The 1,961-nt window shown below is 42.9% G+C and carries 2 protein-coding genes and 1 pseudogene; all 3 read right to left on the reverse strand.

What is annotated here, in order from left to right:
• A pseudogene (locus O9332_RS11630) lies at positions 1-138 on the reverse strand (photosystem II D2 protein (photosystem q(a) protein)); the annotation flags it as partial.
• 325 nt (positions 139-463) lie between these two features.
• Entirely contained in the window at positions 464-1,225 is a 762-nt protein-coding gene (locus O9332_RS11635) for a lipoyl protein ligase domain-containing protein (RefSeq protein WP_002759573.1), read from the reverse strand.
• Positions 1,188-1,664 (reverse strand): YbjN domain-containing protein, encoded by a 477-nt coding sequence (locus tag O9332_RS11640; RefSeq protein WP_002759574.1) that lies wholly within the window; start codon positions 1,662-1,664, stop codon positions 1,188-1,190. The genes O9332_RS11635 and O9332_RS11640 overlap by 38 nt, the downstream gene beginning before the upstream one ends.
• Positions 1,665-1,961 lie beyond the last annotated feature (297 nt).

Consider the following 1,961-nt stretch of genomic DNA (forward strand, 5'->3'; position numbering starts at 1 on the left):
TCCACCTAGGGCCATGAAGGCGCAGGGGAAGAGTAGTAAACCAGACCAACCGATGAAGACGAAACGGTCTCTTTTGAGCCAGTCATCGAGAGCATCAAACAGCCCTCTTTCTGGGGCGCGTCCGACAGCAATGGTCATGGGTATTTTTCCTCTTGCTTAACTGAAATCACGGGCAAGATTTCTTAACTTTTTTGAGTCTGGGATTACTCCCATTGTCTTATAAGATGGCGCGATCGATTGACTGGATTAGCTTGACTAAACTAGATGCGATCGCTAGTTAATCCTCACAAACTGTAAAAGATTAACGTTTCTTAAACTAGCACAAGCTAGACAATAATTTCGAGTTCGGTAAGACTTTGGTTCCTTGCGGTCTCTATCTACCTTTAACTATTATTAGCAAAAAATTACAAATCTATACAACTTGACTCATAATTGATTTTCTATACACACAAAAACTTTTTTGTCAATGAGTATTTATATTCATTTGTTTAATTGATCGCCACTCCCAATCCTCTAGGGGTTGCTCTAGCAATTGACAATCGAAGCATTCCTCGGCGGCGGTTTTCAGGGTAGCGATAATTGTCTCTAGGGTCAAATCTGGCGCTAAATTCAGCTTTTGAGGGGCAGCACTGGCGAAAACTTGCTCAAACAGCGAATTATCTTGCTCTAGCACCATCGAACCATGTTGGAGAACCGAGGAACCCCGTTGCAGTTGGGCGCTCCCAATAAATTTATTCCCCCAATTATCGACTAAATCCGCACCGGTAGCTGTACCGAAACAGTTAGCAGAATGGATATATCCCCGGCCGGCAGCACCGTAGGACAACTCCAGACCGATATTTTGCCAGCCTGTGATTAAAAATTGACAGATTTGCTGGTAAACTTCCCTAATATTCCCCTTCATCCCCGAATTTACCACCATATAGGTCAAATCCCCCTGATGTAGTACAGACCGTCCACCGGTAGGACGACGAACTAGGGAGATTTTTTGACCTTGCCAAGTCAAATCACGCCAAAAATCGGGATATTGCCGTTGATGATAGCCCAAGGAAATAGCCGGGGGCGACCATTGATAAAAACGCAGAGTCGGGGGATGATGACTGCAACGGTGTTGCTCTAGTAACCAAGAATCGATCGCCATTTGTCGCTCTGCCGATGAGATAATTGGAGGGATATAACGCCAAATTTTAGCTGCCACCAAAGGATTCTCGTAACATTTCATCATTATTATCTGCTACCGTCGCCACGAGAGTAATTGCTCGCGAAATCTCCCCAGCAGACAAATCGGCCACAGTGCGCTGAGAAATCACCACCACCTGATCATTCATAATGGCAAAATGAGATTCAAAGGTTTCGGCACAATTCATCGCTAATAACTTGCGGGTTAATCCCAATTCATCCTTAACGGGTAATTTCAGCACAGAAGACCACACCGTGAGAAAATCATCATCGCTTTCCCCAGTTAACTGTACAAATACCTCAACGCTACCATACTGAAACTTCCAAAGATAACCTTTTTCTGTATGTTGTACCATAGCAGTATCATTCTGCTGCAGAGTAGAAATAACCATTTCAATCATTTCTTGGTGACTGCTCGTACTAGCCAGAAATTCATCGGTCATTGACTCTATTGCGTCCGAAGTCGCTAAACTTTCTGTGGTCATAAAAATTCCCTAAACTCGATCGATCACAATCTTATCCCAAGAGAAAAGAAAAAAGTAACAAAACAGACATAGAAGAGGGGAGTGGGGAGCTTTTTTCCTGTGATTAGTAAACAGCAAACAGTAAACAGCGAAAAGACAGAGGCTTAACCATTCTCTATATAACTGAACTTCCCCCATACATATATACCACAATAGCTGAAAACCCTTATCCATCAATGGATGCACCCCCTTAACTTATCTTAATGTACCCATGTAATTTGTAACATTTCTTAATGGACAAGAATTCTCTCCATTTGC

The sequence above is a fragment of the Microcystis sp. LE19-10.1B genome, assembly GCF_027530565.1.
Taxonomy (GTDB): Bacteria; Cyanobacteriota; Cyanobacteriia; order Cyanobacteriales; family Microcystaceae; genus Microcystis; species Microcystis aeruginosa.